Genomic DNA, 15,603 nt, shown 5'->3' with positions numbered 1-15,603 from the left:
GCACTTGCTGCGCCGAAGGCTGACAGGCGGTTAAAGCCCGTCAAACTCGCAGAGCGCCATCACGTCCATGCCCATGGCTTCGAGGCGTTTGCGGCCGCCGAGATCGGGCAGATCAATGATGAAGGCGCAGCCGATGATCTCGCCACCCAAACGCTCGATCAGTTTTATGCCGGCCTCGGCTGTGCCACCTGTGGCGAGGAGATCATCGACCACGAGAATTTTCTCGCCAGCTTGAATGGCATCGTCATGTATCTCGACAATCGCTTCGCCATATTCGAGCGTATATTCTTCCGAAATGACCGTGCCGGGGAGCTTGCCTTTCTTGCGAATGGGCACGAAGCCGACAGAAAGCTGGTGCGCAATTGCACCGCCGAGAATGAAACCGCGCGCCTCGAGGCCGACGACCTTGTCGATCTGCATCCCGGCGTAGGGGTGCAGCATCTGGTCGATCGCCATGCGAAAGCCGCGCGGGTCGGCGAAGAGCGTGGTGACATCGCGGAACATGATACCCTCGTGGGGGAAATCAACGATGGTGCGGATGTAGTCTTTGACGGTTTTCATATGGTTCCTTAAGGAGTTGCGCGCTTGAGCGTGGCGGTGAAGAGACCCATGGCAACGAGCGTTGCGCCGCCTGCGCGGGTCATCCAGACGAGGGCTTTTGGCTGCGAAATGAGGCTGCGCAGGCGGTCAGCGAGGAGCGCGTAGGCCAATGCGTTGAAGGTGGCGAGAGTGACAAACGTGACAATGAGCACGCCGACTTGCGGGAGGAAAGCTGCCTCGGGGCGGATGAATTGAGGCACGAAAGCTATGAAAAACGCGATACTCTTCGGGTTGAGTGCGGTGACGGCTGCGGCGTGTTTGAAGACGCTGCGGGGCGTGACGCTTCGGGACGCACTTGGCAGGCTCAGGCCCTCTTCCTTGGCCGAAAGCAGAAGCTTCACGCCCAGATAGACCAGATAGGCCGCGCCGACCCATTTGAGCACGGTAAAGGCTGTGGCCGAGGCCAGAACCAGCGCGCCGAGCCCCGCCAGAGAGGCGGACATGGCGACAAGATCGCCCAGAGCGACACCTGCGGCGGAAGCCACGGCAACAGAGCGGCCCTTGCTGATGGCGTAGCTCATGACCAGAAGGATCGTTGGGCCGGGGATCATCAGAAGCACGGTTGAGGCGACAACGAAGGTAATCCATATCTCGAACGTCATACTGGCAGCTCTTTCTTAACAAGTGGTAACGATGCAGCGCGAGACTAGCAGCGAGGCCAGTTTGCGCAACTTATTTTGGGGGGTAATGTTGCCGCAGGGAGGCCTTGTCTTGTGCACCCAGATTTGTGATGCGGTTGCCATCTTGGGAGGGCACAGAGACGCCCACGTAAGCGGGGCTTTTCACATCGGGCATGAAGCCGAGCGTCTGGGTGAGTTCTGTCGCCGCTCGACCTGCCAGCGCACAAAGGGTTTTGGGCTGGGTTGCTCCGGGCGGGGCGGCACCGGCCATGGTTGTGAAGGCCAGAGAAAGCCTCACAGGATTCGGCCGGCGACGGCATCAAGCCTGGCCAGAAGTGCCGGATCACGGGCCTCGGGGGCGGTGAGGATGGCGTATTCCAAGGCGCGGTCGCAACCGTGCGGGCAGGCCTCTCGGGAGGCTCCGAGAAGGGCGGGTAGGCGAGATACCAACGCGCGGGCTTTATCGGCGTTGCCCATTAAAGTTTTAATGATTTCAGTGACATCAACCTCGCCATGGTCGGGATGCCAGCTGTCGTAATCGGTGATCATGGCGACGGAAGCGTAGCAAAGTTCGGCCTCTCGGGCGAGTTTGGCTTCGGGCATGTTTGTCATACCGATGACATCTGCCCCCCAGCTTTCACGATACATTTTGCTCTCGGCCAATGTGGAGAATTGCGGGCCTTCCATGGCGAGATATGTGCCGCCATTGTGCACGGTGATACCGGCGTCTTTGGCGGCCGTGAAACAGGCTTCTCCAAGGCGTGGGCAGGTCGGATGCGCCACGCTCACATGGGCCACACAGCCTGTGCCGAAGAAAGACTTTTCGCGCGCGAAGGTGCGGTCAATGAATTGATCTAAAACAACAAAATCTCCAGGGGCCATTTCTTCGCGAAATGAGCCGCAGGCTGACACAGAGATCACATCGGTGACTCCTATGCGCTTGAGAGCGTCAATATTGGCGCGGTAGGGAACGCTGCTCGGCGAGTGGATATGACCGCGGCCGTGACGGGGGAGAAAGGCCATTTTGACGCCGTTCAAGCTGCCTGTGAGAACGGAGTCAGAGGGCGCGCCCCAAGGGGTTTCAACCGCTTGCCAGCTTGCGTTTTCCAGCCCGTCTATCTCGTAGATGCCTGACCCGCCGATGACTCCAATCATTGTCTCGCTCATGGTATTCTCCTGCTGTTTATGACTGTCTTTGTGGCCCTCTAAATGGCCGAGCGCAAGGGAGCGTGCGCTTTCTTAACACAGGCGTGAAGCGCTGATTCCAGGGGGGTGATATGCGTGCACCCTGCGTGCACAACCCGTGCACCGGGGGAATCGGCTTCAGATGTTGGCTGCATGGTTAACCTTTTGGCGCTAGACTGGCCTAAAGACTGTGCAGACGGGCAACGCGGAGGACGGGCGGACGCTGCGGCCTGTCTTGGGGCTGGCTATTTTTCTTCGGGCGCGTTAGGGCGCAGGGCTGAATACTATCCCGAATGCTGCGAATAGGACTGACGATATGAAACGCGCCCTGATGGCTGCTTTTGCCAACCGCCTTGCCATGCCCGACCTGAGGCTGATGCCTGACGAACCATGGAGCGTGTCGCGGATGCGGATCGAGCTGTTGGCGGGCCTTACTGTGGCACTGGCGCTTGTGCCCGAGGCTGTGGCCTTTGCATTTGTTGCAAACGTTCATCCGCTTGTCGGGCTTTACGCGGCCTTTCTTGTGGGGCTTATCACCGCTGTTTTCGGCGGGCGGCCCGGGATGATCTCGGGGGCGACGGGGGCTTTGGCTGTTGTCATGGTTGCTTTGGTGGCCGAACACGGCGTGGAATATCTCTTTGCCACGGTTGTTCTTATGGGGATTTTACAGCTTATCGCGGGGGCGATGCATTGGGGCAAGTTTATCCGCCTTGTGCCGCATCCTGTGATGCTGGGCTTTGTGAACGGCCTTGCGATTGTTATTTTTCTTGCGCAGATGACGCAGTTCAAGGTGCCCGGCACGATGGTGAACACGGGCCACGGCATGAGCGGCGGCGAGTGGCTGTCGGGCACACCTCTGATGATGATGTTGAGCCTTGTGGCGCTGACCATGGCGATTATCTGGGTGATGCCCAAGGTGACACGGTTTGTGCCTGCGCCTCTGGCGGGCATCGGGATTGTTGCGATACTGGTGATTGCGCTGGGGCTCGAGGTGCCGCGTGTAGGTGATCTGGCGTCAATTCAGGGCGGATTTCCGAGCTTTCACAACCCGTTTGGCACGGGAGAGGGGCTTTACGGAACCGCGCTTGCGCCGCTTACTCTGGAGACGTTTTATATCATCCTGCCTTACGCGGTTATTCTGGCGGCGATTGGCCTGATCGAAAGCCTGCTGACGCTGAACCTTGTCGGTGAGATCACCGGCAAGCGCGGCGGAGCCTCGCAGGAATGTATGGCGCAGGGCGCGGCCAATGTTGTGACCGGGTTTTTCGGCGGCATGGGCGGCTGCGCAATGATCGGGCAGAGCATGATCAACGTGAAATCAGGCGGGCGCACACGGATTGCAGGGATTGCGGCGGCGCTGTTTTTGCTGATCTTCATCATGTTTGCCTCGCCTCTGATCGAGCAGATCCCGCTGGCGGCGTTGGTCGGCGTGATGTTTATGGTGGTGATCGGGACATTTGCCTGGAACTCGCTCACCATCCTGCGGCGCGTGCCTTTGACCGATGCTTTTGTGACCGTCTTGGTGACGATTGTGACCGTGGCGTATGACTTGGCGATTGCCGTTGTTGTCGGCGTGATTGTTTCGGCGCTGGCTTATGCGTGGAACAACGCGAGCCGTATTCATGCTGTTACACGGGAGTCGACGACAGACGAGGGCGCGAAGGTTTATGAAATCAAGGGGCCACTTTTCTTCGGGTCAAGCGACGGGTTTGCCGAGATTTTTGAAGTGGAAAGCGACCCTGATCTGGTGATTGTAGACTTCAAGGAAAGTCGCGTTGTGGACCAATCGGCCTTGCAGGCGATTGAAGCATTGGCGGCGAAATACGAGGCTGTGGGCAAGCAGATCAAGCTGCGCCATCTGAGCCGCGATTGCCACAAGTTGCTCAACAAGGCGGGGCATTTGATTGTCGATAGCGACGATGACCCCGATTATGCGCTGGCTGTGGATTATGATGTCCAGACAGGCATTCTGGGGAGCGGTCACTAAGGCAGGTTTGCCTGCCTTTGAGACGGGTTACAAATAGAAGAGGGCACGACATGAAACAGCGCGAACTTGGCCGCACGGGTATCTCTGTGAGCGAGATGTGCCTTGGCACGATGACTTTCGGCACACAGACGGACGAGGCCGATGCCCATGCACAGATGGACATGGCGCTGGCGCATGGCGTGCAGTTTTGGGACTGTGCCGAGATGTACCCTGTGAACCCTTTGAGCAAGGAAAAACAGGGTGATTCCGAGCGTATCCTTGGCAACTGGTTTGAAAAGACCGGACGGCGCGGCGAGGTTGTGCTGGCGACAAAACATTCTGGCGAAGGCTATATGAATGTGCGCGAGGGGGCTGCGATCAGCTCCAAGACGATCCCGGTGGCGATTGAGGGCGCTTTGAAGCGGCTCAAGACCGATGTGATTGATCTTTACCAGTTTCACTGGCCCAACCGCGGCTCTTATATGTTTCGCAAAAACTGGAGTTTTGACCCCTCAGGGCAGAACCGTGAAGAAACGATTGCGCATATGGAAGACGCCCTTGGGGCGCTGCAAAAAGAAGTCGAGCGTGGGACGATCCGTGCTTTTGGCCTTTCGAACGAGAGCGCTTGGGGGACATGTCAGTGGCTCAATGTAGCCGAGCGTATGGGCGGGCCGAGGGTTGCTTCGGTGCAGAACGAGTACTCGCTGCTGTGCCGCATGTATGACACCGACATGGCCGAGATGAGCGTGAATGAAGACGTGGGCTTGCTGGCGTTTTCACCGCTTGGCGCGGGGCTGTTGAGCGGGAAATATCAGGGCGGTGCTGTGCCAGACGGCTCGCGCAAGAGCCTTGTGCCAGAGCTGGGCGGGCGGATGACGCCGCGTGTTCTGGAGGCGGTTGCGGCTTATCTTGCGATTGCGCAGAAGCATGGGCTGGACCCTGTGCATATGGCGCTGGCCTGGACGTTGACACGGCCGTTTATGGGCAGCTCGATTTTTGGCGCGACGACTGTGGGCCAGCTTGAACACGCCCTGGGCGCGGCAGATGTGGCGCTTTCAAGCGAGGTGCTTGAAGAGATCGACGCGGCGCACAAGCAGCATCCGATGCCTTACTAGGCTTTCTGACGCAGGGTGCGCACGGAGCGACCGTGGGCTTTTCGGAAAGCGCGGGCAAAGCTGGCTTGGGAGGCAAAGCCCGTGGCCAGTGCGATGTCTTGGACCGGCAGCGATGTGTCGAGCGCGAGGCGGTGGGCTTCGGAGAGGCGCAGAGCGAGATAGGTAGCTTTCGGGCTTTGGCCAAGGGCGGCTTTGAAGCGCATCTCGAGCAAGCGGGGCGAAAGCGAGAGCTGCGTGGCGAGCGCGGCTATGCCGAGCGGTGTTTCGACATTGGCTTGCATCAGCGAAAGGGCGCGGGCCACGGCGGGGTGATGGCGTGCAAGGCTCTGGCGGCTGGCGGGGTTTTGCGGCAGATCGGCGGGGAGGGACGGATCGTGCAGGAAAGCGCCTGCAACCTCTTGTGCAAGCCGCGCGCCAAAGCGCTCCTCTATCAACCGTAGCATCATATCAAGGCCGGGCATGGCCGCGCCTGCTGTGGCGAACTTGCCTGACTGAACGAAGCGGTGCGGGAGGGTCTCAACTGCGTCAAAGCGGGTGGCGAATGTTTCCAGGTCTTCCCAGTGGGTTGTGGCGCTCTGGCCATCGAGAAGGCCTGCGCGCGCGAGAAGCCAGCTTGCGCCATCAATCGCCGCGATCTGGCCTGCGCGGGGCGCAACGCGACGCAGTGCTGTAAGAAGCTGGGGCGTTGCGTGGGCTTCAAGGTTGAAGCCCGCGACGATGATGAGCAAATCGCAATTTTCGAGCGTTGCGATTGCTGCGCCATGAACCTCGATGCCAGAGGTGAGCTTTGCTGCCGCCTCTGTGGGGGTGATGAAGCGCCATGAAAACAGCGGACGGCCTGCGCGGCGATTGGCGGCGCGCAAAGGGTCAACCGCGGCGGCAAAGCTGAGCGTGTTGCTGTCACTGAGGACAAGGACAGCAGTGTCGAGCGGTTTTGCAGAGATTTTCTCGGATAATGTCATATTATTTTCGTAAAAGATCAAAAGGAGCGGTGCAAGAGCGGTGATACTTTGGGTAACGCGCCATGAAGAAGAGGATTCGCCAATGCCACTGACAATGAACAAAGAGGTTTTCATAACCTGCGCCGTGACAGGCTCGGGCGGAACACAGGACCGAAGCCCGCATGTTCCGCGCTCGCCAAAGGAGATTGCCGAGAGCGCGATCAAGGCGGCCAAGGCCGGTGCGGCTGTGGTGCATTGCCATGTGCGCGACCCCGAGACAGGCAAGCCGAGCCGCGACCTCAAGCTTTACCGCGAGCTGACAGACCGTGTGCGGGACGCAGACACAGATGTGGTTCTGAACCTCACGGCCGGCATGGGCGGTGACATTATTTTTGGTGGTGTCGAGAGCCCGTTTCCGACGGTTGAGGGCACAGACATGGTGGGAGCGACAGAGCGTGTGGCGCATATTGCCGAGTGTCTGCCCGAAATCTGCACGCTTGATTGCGGGACGATGAACTTTGCCGAGGCTGATTATGTGATGACCAATACGCCTGGCATGTTGACGGCGATGGGCAGTATGATGACCAAGCTTGGCGTGAAGCCCGAGATTGAGGCGTTTGACACCGGACATCTTTGGTATGCCAAGCAGTTGGTTGCCGATGGTGTGCTGGAGCCTGACGCGCTGGTGCAGCTTTGCATGGGCGTGCCTTGGGGCGCGCCTGATGACTTGAACACCTTTATGGCGATGGTGAACAATGTGCCTGACAACTGGACGTTCAGCGCCTTTGCGCTGGGGCGCAACCAGATGGCTTATGTTGCGGCGGCAGTGCTGGCGGGCGGCAACGTGCGTGTAGGGCTTGAGGACAATCTGTGGCTTGATAAGGGCGTTTTGGCGGAAAACTACCAGCTGGTCGAGCGTGCTGTGAGCATCATTGAGAACATGGGGGCGAAGGTAATCGGGCCGCAAGCTGTGCGCGAAAAGCTGAAATTGACCAAGCAAGCTCCGAAAGGATGAAGACACGTTTCGCCGCGCTTTCTGCTATTCTGGCTTTGCTGGTTGGCTGCGCGGCGGCTCCGCCGACGCAAGGCGGGCGGATGACTTACCGTGATGACGGCGCGATGATCTCTTCGACCTTGCGGTTTGATTTGGCGCAGTTTGCAGGTGACTGGATTGTGAGGGCGTATTTTCCGCAAGGCGGGACTTTGCAGGACTTTAACCTGAAGCCCGAGGCGGGCGCGCGCTTTGTCTTGGCCGAAACCGGCGCGCCGGCGACACTGGTGGGGCAGGTCACGGGGCCGGGGCGGTTTAAGCTTGATGGACGGAGCCGCGAATATTGGGTGCTTTGGGTGGATGAGGGCTTTCGCACGGCTGCCATCGGGACGCCTGACGGAACGTTTGGCTACATTCTCGACCGCAAGCCGAGCGGCGGGCAGGACAGATACGTCGCGGCGCGGGAGATCCTGGACTTTAACGGCTATGATGTGAGCAAACTTGTGGTGCGAAAGTGAGACCGGAAGATTTGACGATAACAAAGAGGGGCTGAAGCCATGATCCGTTTACTTACCATCTTGACTGCGGTTTTGACGCTGGCGGCGTGCCAGCTTGAGGAAACCACATCCTCTGAAGGGGGCGTGAGTGCGCCCAAGGTTAAGTCAGGCGGGCGCTCGCATTTGCTTGTGGAGCAGGATTGTCTGGCGGCCGGTGGGCAGATGGTTGTGGGTCTTGCGGGGCCGCAATGTGCGCGCCCTCAGCCAGACGCGGGCAAAGCCTGTAGCGACAGTGCCGACTGCGCGGGTATTTGTTTGGCGAATACAAGAAGTTGCTCACCTGTGACGCCGTATTTCGGCTGCCATCAGGTGCTTGAAGGCGGCAAGCTGGCCGCGATCTGTATTGATTAACCTTTGAAGGACGAGACAAAATGACAAAACGGGCTGCTATCATTGGTGGTGGTGTAATTGGCGGCGGCTGGGCTGCACGCTTTTTGCTCAACGGTTGGGATGTGCGGGTATTTGACCCTGACCCCGAGGCAGAACGCAAGATTGGTGAAGTGCTCGCCAACGCGCGCCGCAGCTTGCCTGGCCTTGGCAATATGGCGCTGCCTGCGGAGGGTAAGCTGAGCCTGCATGCCGACCTGGCCGAGGCCTGCGAAGGTGCGACATGGGTGCAGGAGAGTGTGCCCGAACGGCTGGAACTGAAGCATAAGGTTTATGCCCAGCTTGCCGAGTGTGTTGCGAGCGATGCTGTCATTGGCTCTTCAACCTCGGGCTACAAGCCGAGCGAGTTGCAGGCGGGCATGAAAAACGCCGCGCAGATTGTGGTGACGCATCCGTTTAACCCTGTTTATCTGCTGCCGCTGATCGAGCTTGTCACGACAGATGCGAACAGTGCTGATGTGATCGCCACGGCGAAAGAGGTAATCTCGGGGATCGGGATGTATCCTTTGCATTTGAAGAAAGAGATTGATGCGCATATTGCCGACCGCTTTCTTGAGGCCGTGTGGCGCGAGGCGCTCTGGCTGGTCAAGGACGGGATTGCCACCACAGAAGAGATCGACAATGCGATCCGCTATGGCTTTGGCATCCGTTGGGCGCAGATGGGGCTTTTCGAGACTTACCGTGTGGCCGGTGGCGAGGCGGGGATGCGCCACTTTATTGCGCAGTTTGGCCCTTGCCTGAGTTGGCCATGGACCAAGCTGATGGATGTGCCCGAGCTGACCGAAGAGCTTGTTGACGCGATTGCCGACCAGTCGGATGCACAATCCGGTATGCACACCATTCGCGAGCTGGAGCGCATTCGGGACGACAACCTTGTCGGCATGATGCGCGCTTTGGGTGCGAATGACTGGGGGGCCGGGGCGCTTCAGAATGCCCATGACAAGACACTGCGTGCAGGCGCGGGGATTGTGGCGCATGTGGATGATGTGGCCGATTTGAGCCAGCCTGTGCTGACGCTCAACCGCGTGGTTCCGCTCGATTGGCTGGATTACAACGGCCATATGACCGAGAGCCGCTATTTGCAGGCTTTTGCCGACAGCACTGACCGCTTTATGGAGATGATCGGCTGTGACGCGGAGTATATCGCCAGCGGCGGTAGCTACTTTACCGCCGAGACGCATATTCGCCACATTGATGAGGTGCATGCGGGGGCGAAGATAACGGTGCATACGCAGGTGATATTGGGCGAGGGCAAGAAGATGCATCTTTTCCACGAAATGCGTGAAGGCGAGCGGGTGCTTGCGACCGGAGAGCATATGCTTTTGCATGTGGACCTTGCGACGCGGCGCTCGGCCCCACCTGCGGGGCAGGTTGAGGCGGCTTTGGGGAAAGTGGCCCGCGCGCACGCAAGCCTGCCCGCGCCTGAAGGGCTTGGCCGTGCGATTGGCGCAGCGCGGTGACAGGGCGTGTTCTGATCACGGCGGGCGCGTCCGGTATCGGGCGCGCCATGGCCGAGGCTTTTGTGGAGGCGGGTGCGCAAGTCTGGGTGACAGACGTGGACAAGAAAGCGCTTTCGCGCTTGCCTGCGAGCTGGGGTGCGGCCGATGTGGACGCTTCAGACGAGGCCGCTATGGCCGAGTTTTTTGGTGAAGTGGAGGCGCGCTGGGGCGGGCTTGATGTGCTCTGCGCAAATGCCGGCGTTGCGGGGCCAACGGCGGCTGTTGAAGACATTGCGCTTGAAGACTGGCAGCGCTGCGTGAGCGTGAACCTTGAGGGCGCGTTTCTGGCCGCAAAATATGCCGCCCCGATGATGAAGCGCGAGCGCCACGGCGCGATTATTCTCACCTCTTCGACGGCGGGGCAGTATGGCTATCCGTTTCGCGCGCCCTATGCGGCGGCGAAATGGGCGGTGATTGGCCTTATGAAAACGCTGGCGATGGAGCTGGGGCCTTATGGTATCAGGGCCAATGCGATCTGCCCCGGGGCTGTGGAGGGGGACCGCATGGAAGGCGTGCTGGCGCGTGAAGCCCTGGCCAAGGGGATGACGCGCGACGAGGTTTATGACGGCTACGCGAGCGGGACATCCATGCGCAGCTTTGTGAGCGCGGAAGATATTGCCAATATGGCGGTTTTTCTGGGCTCGGATAAGGCACGGCTTGTGAGCGGGCAGGTTATTGCTGTGGACGGGCACACGGAAAACCCTGATCCGAGAATTTGATTTCGAATTTCGCTTCGCGAAATCCGACCGTTGCGAGGGGCGCTGCCCCTCGCGCTCTCCGAGGTATTTTTGAACAGAAGAAGGGCTAGGGGAGTTCGGCTGCGAGGGAGTCGAGATGATCGGGGAAGTCACGGGCGGTGATGCGGGCCTCAACCACGAGGGCGTCGAAGTGTTGGGTGAGGGCGGTGACGCGCTCGCGGTCGCGGAAGGTGAGATAGTCGCGGCCTACGTAGAGGGCGGCGAGGAGGGGGCCGAAGATTGTGACAGGGGATGAAAACAGGCGGCGGGCATCGAAGAGATAGATGCGCAGGCGCGGGTAGAGCTGGTGATGCAGCTCTTTGAAGCGTTCGATTTGGGCGCGGCGTGCGGCGAGGGGGAGGCCGCGGTAGTACCCTTCGCCGTGCACGAAGCTGGCAAGCTCAAAGAGCGGCAGGGCGATTTCGTAATCAGACGGGCTTTGGCGAAGGAGGGTGAGGCGGTCTTCCATGGCACCGATAGCCTGCTCGGTGGTGCGGCCCAGATGTGGGGAATATTCCCAGCTGAGCACCTCGCGGGTTTTGAGCATGTCGGGCAGGGCGGCGGGGACATGGCGGATTTTGTAGCCTGCGGCCTCTTTGTGCCATTGAAAGATTTGCTCATCAATCATGGCGCGGGGGGCTTCTGTGAGGGTGAGTGAATTGGCCAGAAGGGCGGCGGCGGTTTCGGGGCGATCAGACAGCGACAGGAGCCAGTCGGCCGAAACGCCAAGGGCGGCGGCGCATTCGCCCACCACCTGCGCATTGGGCAGGCGCGCGCCTGTGCCTGAGAGAAGCTGCGAGATTGTCGAGCGATCCACACCGATCTGACGGGCGAGGGCGGCCTGACTTTGGCTTGCCCCGGTCATCGCGGTGGCGAGACGCTGGCGAAATTGGGCGGCGCGGAGGCGTTTGTCGATTTTATCCTGCATTTGGTGATATATATCACCATTGATGAGAAATGTTAATCATATTCAGGCTGCGCGGGGGCGGGAAGCCTGTGTAACGTTTCTGTGAACCCAATGACAGGAGCAGATATTGGAAACCCGCCGTCGCACTTTGACCAAAGCTGTATTGTGGAACCTATTGGGGTTTGCCATCATGAGTGCTGTGGGTTTTATCGCCACGGGTTCTTTTGCAACCGGCGGGGCCATGGCGCTGGTGAACACCACGCTCGGATTTGTGAGTTATGTGGCTTACGAGCGCTTTTGGGCCAATGTCGCGTGGGGGCGCGTGTGAAGGTCGCCAAGGTTGAATGGCCTACGCTTGGGCTGCTGGTTGGAACTTACGGGCTTTTTGCGCTTGGAACAACTTGGGCGGCAGAGGCTTGGCTGCCTTTTGGAATGGCCTGTGTGATGCTTTCGGCGGTGATGCATTCCTCCCTTTGCCACGAGGCGCTGCACGGGCATCCGACGCGGGTGAAATGGCTGAACGAGGCTTTGGTCTTTGTGCAGCTTACGCTTTGTGTTCCTTACGGGCGGTTTCGCGACTTGCACCTTATCCACCATCAGGATGAAAACCTGACCGACCCTTATGATGACCCGGAAAGCAACTACCGTGACCCTGCCATTTGGGCGGTAACGCCGCGCTGGGGGAAGGTTTTGCTGAGCTTTAACAACACTTTGCTGGGGCGCATTCTTGTCGGGCCTGCGGTGGGCCAGTTTTTCTTTATGCGGGATGACTGGCGCGCGATACTGGCGGGAGACCGTGCTGCGCTGAGCGCGTGGCTTGTGCATATTCCTGCTGTTGCCATTGTGATCTGGTGGGTTGTGGCTCACGGCAGTCTTCCGCTTTGGGCGCTGTTTGTGGCGGTTTATGCGGCACTCGGGGTGCTCAAAATCCGCACTTTTCTGGAGCACCGCGCGCATGAGGCCACGCAGGGCCGCACTGTGATTGTGGAAGACCGCGGGCCGCTGGCGCTTTTGTTTCTGAATAACAATTACCATGTGGTGCATCACGAGCGGCCCGGCGTGCCATGGTACCGCTTGCCAGCTTTGTTTCGCGCCGAGCGGGAAGCGTTTTTAGGTAAGAACGACGGCTATTATTACCGCTCTTACGCGCATGTTTTTGCGAAATATTTTCTACGTGCGAAAGACCCTGTGCCGCATCCGCTCTGGCCAAAGCCGTAAAGCGGGCCCATTAAGGCCGGATGAGCTGGATTTATCTTTCTGTAATGGCGGCGGCGTTTCAGACGCTGCGCTTTATGCTGCAAAAGCGCCTGAGCATGGGCACGCTTTCGGCGGGCGGGGCCACGCTGGCGCGTTTTTTTTACACTGCGCCGTTTGTGACGCTGTTGGCGGCGGGATACCTGCTGTGGCGCGGGCAGGGGGTGCCCGAGATAGGCCCGCGCTTTTGGGTCTATGTGCTAAGCGGCGGCATTGCGCAGATTCTGGCGACATGGTGTGTGGTGGCGATATTTGCCAGCCGCAACTTTGCTGTCGGGATTACGTTCAAGAAAACCGAGGTGATGCTGACGGCGCTTGTCGGCTTTGTTGTGCTGGGCGATATGGTGACTTTCGGCGGTTTGATGGCGATCGGGCTGGGGCTGGTGGGTGTTTTGGTGCTTTCGGATATTCCAGAAGGGGCGGGAGGGCTTTTGCGCCGTGCAATGAACCGCGCGGCCGGGCTTGGCATCCTTTCAGGTGTTTTGTTTGCGGTTTCGGCTGTGGCTTACCGCGGTGCGACTCTTGAGGTGCAGGCGGAGGATGCGTTGATGCGCGCGCTGGTGGCAATGCCTTGTGTGACGATTTTCCAGACGCTCGCTTTGAGCGCATATCTGCGTTGGCGTGAGGTGGGGGAGGTGGGCCGTGTTGTGGCCTCATGGCGCACCTCGGTCTGGATGGGCCTTGCGGGGATGGGCGGCTCGATCTGCTGGTTTACAGCTTTCGCGATGATGAACGCGGCTTATGTTTTTGCGGTCGGGCAGGTCGAGGTGATCTTTTCGATCATTGTCTCGGTGTGGTTTTTCAACGAGGTGATCACGCGGCGCGAGTGGGTTGGTATGGCGTTGATCACCATGTCAGTGCTGGCGCTTGTCTGGCTGCATTGAGGGATTTCGAATGTGCTTTGCACATCCGACCATTGCGAGAGGGCTTTGCCCCCTCGCGCTCCCCCAGGATATTTCCGGCAATAAGAAAGACGAAAGAGTTCCAGCGATGGGCTTAGTCGTTTGCGATTTGCTTGCCTGTGAGGGGGCCGCGCCCGCCGAGGCGCAAAAACAGGCTTTCTTCTTCGCCATTGTGGAAGAAGGGCACGTTGTCGGGCGGCTCGATTGTGTGCGCGCGGTGGGCAACCTCGGCCAGCACCACCTCGGTGATGAAGGGCAGATCAAAGCTGCGGACCTCTTCGAGCGGGATCCACTGAAGATGCGAAAGCTCGTCTTCGGCGCCTGAGAAATCATCCAGATCAGAGGCGATTTCATCGGCATCGACGAGAAAGAAACGCGCATCAAAGCGGCGGGGGCGGCCCGGAGGCGTGACAGCGCGGAAGACAAATTGCAAAGGCCGTGCGGAGGGTAAGAAGCCTTCTTCGGCGAACTCTTCCCAATCATCAGGGACATCGCCAGCCCATTCGCCTTTGGTGCCGAGGATGAGGCCTGTTTCCTCCCAGAGCTCGCGAATGGCGGCGACGCCGAGCGCGCGGGAAATATCGCGGGGGCAGCCCTCGGCGAGGCGGTCGGCGCAGACGGGATGAAAGCCTTCGGCGAGGGGTACTTCAAAGTCGTCATCATCCAGCGCGCCGCCGGGGAAGACGAACTTGTTGGGCATGAAGGCGGCTTTTTCGCCGCGCTGGCCCATGAGAACCTTGGGGGCTGTGAAGCGGTCGCGCAGGGCGATCACTGTGGCGGCGTTGCGGATGGCGGTTTTGTCTATGATTTTGTTCATGTGGCCCTCATTGGCGTGAGGGTAAGCCTACTCAGCGGTGTCAAAGCCATGCATACGGCGCGCCCACTGAAAGCCGATCACCACGCCTTTCATTCGAGGCAGAAGGTATAGGGTGAGCACAGTCGTGCCAAGCGCGAAGATGGTGAAGAGCGTGAGCGGCTCCGGGCGGTAGTGCACAAAAGTAATGTGCAAGAGCGGAATCATCAGATGCCCGACCAGAAGGATTGTAAGGTAGGCCGGGCCATCATCTGCACGGTGATGGCTGAAATCTTCACCGCAAACAGCGCAGTCATCATGCACCTTGAGGTAGCTCTTGAGCAGTGGGCCTGAGCCGCAGTTGGGGCATTTGCGCTTCCAGCCCTTGAAGAGGGCAAGCTTGAGCGGGCGATCTGCCCCGGCGGTATGCGCACTTTGGGCAAGGGTTTGTTGAGTGTTGGGCATGTGAAGTCCGTTCGCTGGCGTTTGGGGAACTGTGAGGCCAAAAGCCCAAAGAATAAAGGGCGCAATGTGAGCTTGCGGCGGGATGTCGCGACTTTTGTGCAATCTGTGCGACGGAAAGCCGGCGGGGCTGCGTATCAGCCCCAGACGCCGAGGACAGGACCAAGGCGCAGAACAGGAGATACCCGATGAAACGGAATTATGCAGTTGCAATTATTGTCGCAGCCAGCCTTGTAACAGCCGGTGGAAGCGCCATGGCCTTTGGTGGCCACAAAAAAGGCGACGACAGAGGCCAGATGCGCTTCGAGCAGTTGGACACCAACAAAGACGGCAAGTTGAGCCTTGAGGAAATGCAGGCTGGCCCCGCTGCGCGCTTTGCGGAAGGCGACACCAACGGCGACGGCAAAATCAGTGCTGACGAGGCGAAAGCGGCAGGTTCCAAGCGTGCTGAAAAGCGCTTCGCGAAGATGCTGGAACGCCATGATGCCGACAAGGACGGTGCGCTGAGCATGGACGAGTTGAAAGACACCGAGCGTCAGGCCAAACATGCGAAGATGTTTGAAAAGCTTGATGCCGACGAAGACGGCTTTCTGAGCAAGGACGAGCTTGCCAAGATGCGCGGTAAAGGAAAAGACCGCGACGACCGCAAGAAGCGCGACTAAGCAAACGGCGCGCGCGAGGCTGGAG

The 15,603-nt window shown here is 59.3% G+C and carries 19 protein-coding genes; 11 read left to right on the top strand and 8 right to left on the bottom strand.

What is annotated here, in order from left to right; translation table 11 throughout:
• Positions 1-30: 30 nt before the first annotated feature.
• The 4 genes from OE750_RS07935 to OE750_RS07920 all read right to left on the bottom strand — a co-directional run bounded on the left by OE750_RS07935 (position 31) and on the right by OE750_RS07920 (position 2,387).
• Positions 31-561 carry an adenine phosphoribosyltransferase gene (locus tag OE750_RS07935; RefSeq protein WP_263763299.1) on the bottom strand — a complete coding sequence of 177 codons (531 nt, stop codon included), beginning with the start codon at positions 559-561 and terminating at the stop codon, positions 31-33.
• An 8-nt stretch (positions 562-569) separates the two neighbouring features.
• Positions 570-1,202, bottom strand: a complete 633-nt coding sequence (locus tag OE750_RS07930) for a LysE family translocator (protein WP_263763297.1) — start codon at positions 1,200-1,202, stop codon at positions 570-572.
• A 70-nt stretch (positions 1,203-1,272) separates the two neighbouring features.
• Positions 1,273-1,518 carry a hypothetical protein gene (locus OE750_RS07925; protein ID WP_263763295.1) on the bottom strand — a complete coding sequence of 82 codons (246 nt, stop codon included), beginning with the start codon at positions 1,516-1,518 and terminating at the stop codon, positions 1,273-1,275.
• On the bottom strand, positions 1,515-2,387 hold the full coding sequence (locus OE750_RS07920) for an S-methyl-5'-thioadenosine phosphorylase (RefSeq protein WP_263763293.1): 873 nt from the start codon (positions 2,385-2,387) through the stop codon (positions 1,515-1,517). Before OE750_RS07920 ends, OE750_RS07925 begins: the two co-directional genes overlap by 4 nt.
• Before the next feature lie 334 nt (positions 2,388-2,721).
• Here OE750_RS07920 and OE750_RS07915 point away from each other — a divergent pair, with 334 nt between their 5' ends.
• Together OE750_RS07915 and OE750_RS07910 are read left to right on the top strand one after the other, a co-directional pair.
• Positions 2,722-4,392, top strand: a complete 1,671-nt coding sequence (locus OE750_RS07915) for a SulP family inorganic anion transporter (RefSeq protein WP_263763291.1) — start codon at positions 2,722-2,724, stop codon at positions 4,390-4,392.
• A gap of 50 nt (positions 4,393-4,442) precedes the next feature.
• Positions 4,443-5,486 (top strand): aldo/keto reductase, encoded by a 1,044-nt coding sequence (locus OE750_RS07910; protein ID WP_263763289.1) that lies wholly within the window; start codon positions 4,443-4,445, stop codon positions 5,484-5,486.
• On the opposite strand, the gene OE750_RS07905 is transcribed toward OE750_RS07910, so the two are convergent.
• Positions 5,483-6,448, bottom strand: coding sequence for a GlxA family transcriptional regulator (locus OE750_RS07905; protein WP_263763287.1), 966 nt, complete (start codon positions 6,446-6,448; stop codon positions 5,483-5,485). The genes OE750_RS07910 and OE750_RS07905 overlap by 4 nt on opposite strands.
• 82 nt (positions 6,449-6,530) lie before the next feature.
• Here OE750_RS07905 and OE750_RS07900 point away from each other — a divergent pair, with 82 nt between their 5' ends.
• Genes OE750_RS07900 through OE750_RS07880 form a run of 5 tightly spaced genes read left to right on the top strand, consistent with a single transcriptional unit; the run spans position 6,531 to position 10,580 of the window.
• Positions 6,531-7,442 carry a 3-keto-5-aminohexanoate cleavage protein gene (locus tag OE750_RS07900; protein WP_263763285.1) on the top strand — a complete coding sequence of 304 codons (912 nt, stop codon included), beginning with the start codon at positions 6,531-6,533 and terminating at the stop codon, positions 7,440-7,442.
• A complete protein-coding gene (locus tag OE750_RS07895) occupies positions 7,439-7,936 on the top strand; it encodes a lipocalin family protein (RefSeq protein ID WP_263763283.1) in 498 nt (165 codons plus the stop codon). Before OE750_RS07900 ends, OE750_RS07895 begins: the two co-directional genes overlap by 4 nt.
• 39 nt (positions 7,937-7,975) lie before the next feature.
• The gene (locus OE750_RS07890; protein ID WP_263763281.1) at positions 7,976-8,326 is read left to right on the top strand and encodes a hypothetical protein; all 351 of its coding nucleotides are present in this window, start codon (positions 7,976-7,978) and stop codon (positions 8,324-8,326) included.
• 20 nt (positions 8,327-8,346) lie between these two features.
• Positions 8,347-9,822: a carnitine 3-dehydrogenase gene (locus OE750_RS07885; protein WP_263763279.1), complete on the top strand. Its 1,476-nt coding sequence runs from the start codon at positions 8,347-8,349 to the stop codon at positions 9,820-9,822.
• Between the two features lie 47 nt (positions 9,823-9,869).
• A complete protein-coding gene (locus tag OE750_RS07880; RefSeq protein ID WP_412176213.1) occupies positions 9,870-10,580 on the top strand; it encodes an SDR family oxidoreductase in 711 nt (236 codons plus the stop codon).
• An 85-nt stretch (positions 10,581-10,665) separates the two neighbouring features.
• Here OE750_RS07880 and OE750_RS07875 read toward each other — a convergent pair whose 3' ends face one another.
• Positions 10,666-11,526, bottom strand: a complete 861-nt coding sequence (locus tag OE750_RS07875) for a helix-turn-helix domain-containing protein (RefSeq protein WP_263763275.1) — start codon at positions 11,524-11,526, stop codon at positions 10,666-10,668.
• Between the two features lie 106 nt (positions 11,527-11,632).
• Between OE750_RS07875 and OE750_RS07870 the strand changes: the two genes are divergently transcribed.
• The 3 genes from OE750_RS07870 to OE750_RS07860 are packed head-to-tail and all read left to right on the top strand — an operon-like array spanning position 11,633 to position 13,643.
• Entirely contained in the window at positions 11,633-11,833 is a 201-nt protein-coding gene (locus tag OE750_RS07870; RefSeq protein ID WP_263763273.1) for a DUF2061 domain-containing protein, read from the top strand.
• Positions 11,830-12,723: a fatty acid desaturase gene (locus OE750_RS07865; protein ID WP_263763271.1), complete on the top strand. Its 894-nt coding sequence runs from the start codon at positions 11,830-11,832 to the stop codon at positions 12,721-12,723. Before OE750_RS07870 ends, OE750_RS07865 begins: the two co-directional genes overlap by 4 nt.
• A 20-nt stretch (positions 12,724-12,743) precedes the next feature.
• The gene (locus OE750_RS07860) at positions 12,744-13,643 is read left to right on the top strand and encodes a DMT family transporter (RefSeq protein WP_263763268.1); all 900 of its coding nucleotides are present in this window, start codon (positions 12,744-12,746) and stop codon (positions 13,641-13,643) included.
• Between the two features lie 112 nt (positions 13,644-13,755).
• Here OE750_RS07860 and OE750_RS07855 read toward each other — a convergent pair whose 3' ends face one another.
• Complete coding sequence (locus OE750_RS07855; RefSeq protein ID WP_263763266.1) at positions 13,756-14,478, bottom strand: NUDIX hydrolase; 723 nt, start codon at positions 14,476-14,478, stop codon at positions 13,756-13,758.
• A 27-nt stretch (positions 14,479-14,505) separates the two neighbouring features.
• Positions 14,506-14,919 (bottom strand): DUF983 domain-containing protein, encoded by a 414-nt coding sequence (locus tag OE750_RS07850; RefSeq protein ID WP_263763264.1) that lies wholly within the window; start codon positions 14,917-14,919, stop codon positions 14,506-14,508.
• 185 nt (positions 14,920-15,104) lie between these two features.
• On the opposite strand from OE750_RS07850, the gene OE750_RS07845 reads away from it, so the two are divergent.
• Positions 15,105-15,578 (top strand): EF-hand domain-containing protein, encoded by a 474-nt coding sequence (locus OE750_RS07845; RefSeq protein ID WP_263763262.1) that lies wholly within the window; start codon positions 15,105-15,107, stop codon positions 15,576-15,578.
• The last annotated feature ends 25 nt before the right edge of the window (positions 15,579-15,603 follow it).

It is taken from the genome of Lentibacter sp. XHP0401, from assembly GCF_025751535.1.
In the GTDB taxonomy this organism is placed as follows: Bacteria; Pseudomonadota; Alphaproteobacteria; order Rhodobacterales; family Rhodobacteraceae; genus Lentibacter.
This window is presented reverse-complemented; position numbering and strand designations above follow the sequence as displayed.

What these genes read in the sequence shown, in the direction of transcription:
- OE750_RS07875 (WP_263763275.1), bottom strand. Translation starts at nt 11,526, where the DNA reads ATGCAGGATAAAATCGACAAACGCCTCCGCGCCGCCCAATTTCGCCAG.
- OE750_RS07860 (WP_263763268.1), top strand. Translation starts at nt 12,744, where the DNA reads ATGAGCTGGATTTATCTTTCTGTAATGGCGGCGGCGTTTCAGACGCTG.
- OE750_RS07845 (WP_263763262.1), top strand. Translation starts at nt 15,105, where the DNA reads ATGAAACGGAATTATGCAGTTGCAATTATTGTCGCAGCCAGCCTTGTA.
- OE750_RS07935 (WP_263763299.1), bottom strand. Translation starts at nt 561, where the DNA reads ATGAAAACCGTCAAAGACTACATCCGCACCATCGTTGATTTCCCCCAC.
- OE750_RS07850 (WP_263763264.1), bottom strand. Translation starts at nt 14,919, where the DNA reads ATGCCCAACACTCAACAAACCCTTGCCCAAAGTGCGCATACCGCCGGG.
- OE750_RS07890 (WP_263763281.1), top strand. Translation starts at nt 7,976, where the DNA reads ATGATCCGTTTACTTACCATCTTGACTGCGGTTTTGACGCTGGCGGCG.
- OE750_RS07895 (WP_263763283.1), top strand. Translation starts at nt 7,439, where the DNA reads ATGAAGACACGTTTCGCCGCGCTTTCTGCTATTCTGGCTTTGCTGGTT.
- OE750_RS07920 (WP_263763293.1), bottom strand. Translation starts at nt 2,387, where the DNA reads ATGAGCGAGACAATGATTGGAGTCATCGGCGGGTCAGGCATCTACGAG.
- OE750_RS07900 (WP_263763285.1), top strand. Translation starts at nt 6,531, where the DNA reads ATGCCACTGACAATGAACAAAGAGGTTTTCATAACCTGCGCCGTGACA.
- OE750_RS07855 (WP_263763266.1), bottom strand. Translation starts at nt 14,478, where the DNA reads ATGAACAAAATCATAGACAAAACCGCCATCCGCAACGCCGCCACAGTG.
- OE750_RS07915 (WP_263763291.1), top strand. Translation starts at nt 2,722, where the DNA reads ATGAAACGCGCCCTGATGGCTGCTTTTGCCAACCGCCTTGCCATGCCC.
- OE750_RS07880 (WP_412176213.1), top strand. Translation starts at nt 9,870, where the DNA reads ATGGCCGAGGCTTTTGTGGAGGCGGGTGCGCAAGTCTGGGTGACAGAC.
- OE750_RS07885 (WP_263763279.1), top strand. Translation starts at nt 8,347, where the DNA reads ATGACAAAACGGGCTGCTATCATTGGTGGTGGTGTAATTGGCGGCGGC.
- OE750_RS07930 (WP_263763297.1), bottom strand. Translation starts at nt 1,202, where the DNA reads ATGACGTTCGAGATATGGATTACCTTCGTTGTCGCCTCAACCGTGCTT.
- OE750_RS07910 (WP_263763289.1), top strand. Translation starts at nt 4,443, where the DNA reads ATGAAACAGCGCGAACTTGGCCGCACGGGTATCTCTGTGAGCGAGATG.
- OE750_RS07905 (WP_263763287.1), bottom strand. Translation starts at nt 6,448, where the DNA reads ATGACATTATCCGAGAAAATCTCTGCAAAACCGCTCGACACTGCTGTC.